1 pseudogene is annotated in these 348 nt (G+C 67.5%); it reads right to left on the bottom strand.

Features of this window, described 5'->3' with window-relative positions:
- Nucleotides 1-127: 127 nt before the first annotated feature.
- Nucleotides 128-244, bottom strand: a pseudogene (locus ABGA94_RS22450) (hypothetical protein); the annotation flags it as partial.
- Between the last annotated feature and the right edge of the window lie 104 nt (nucleotides 245-348).

Raw genomic sequence — 348 nt, 5'->3', positions numbered from 1 at the left:
GGTCCAGCGCATCGGCGCGCAGGCCGTCGATGGAGATCAGCAGCAGCTTCGGCGGTGCCGCCGCAGCGATGGAAGTGGGAACAGAGGCGGAAGGGGCGGGGGCGGTGGTGCAGGCGGCCAAGGGCAGCAGCAGCGCCAGCGCGTCTTCCGGCTTGCGGATGATGTGGATGTCGAAGTGATCCACCCACCAGCCGCTGGGGGCATCCGGCACCACGTGCCAGTAGTCGAAGGGCTGGTGGAAGACAGCTATGCGCAGGTGGGTGACCTGGCCGAAACGCTGACCCTGCTGTTGGACGACCCACCACACCCTTCGCCTGACCGGCCCCTGGCCGAATGGATCGAACAGCA

Origin of the sequence: Stenotrophomonas sp. 3diitr2024, assembly GCF_042136455.1 — a bacterium.
GTDB lineage: Bacteria > Pseudomonadota > Gammaproteobacteria > Xanthomonadales > Xanthomonadaceae > Stenotrophomonas > Stenotrophomonas sepilia.
This window is presented reverse-complemented; position numbering and strand designations above follow the sequence as displayed.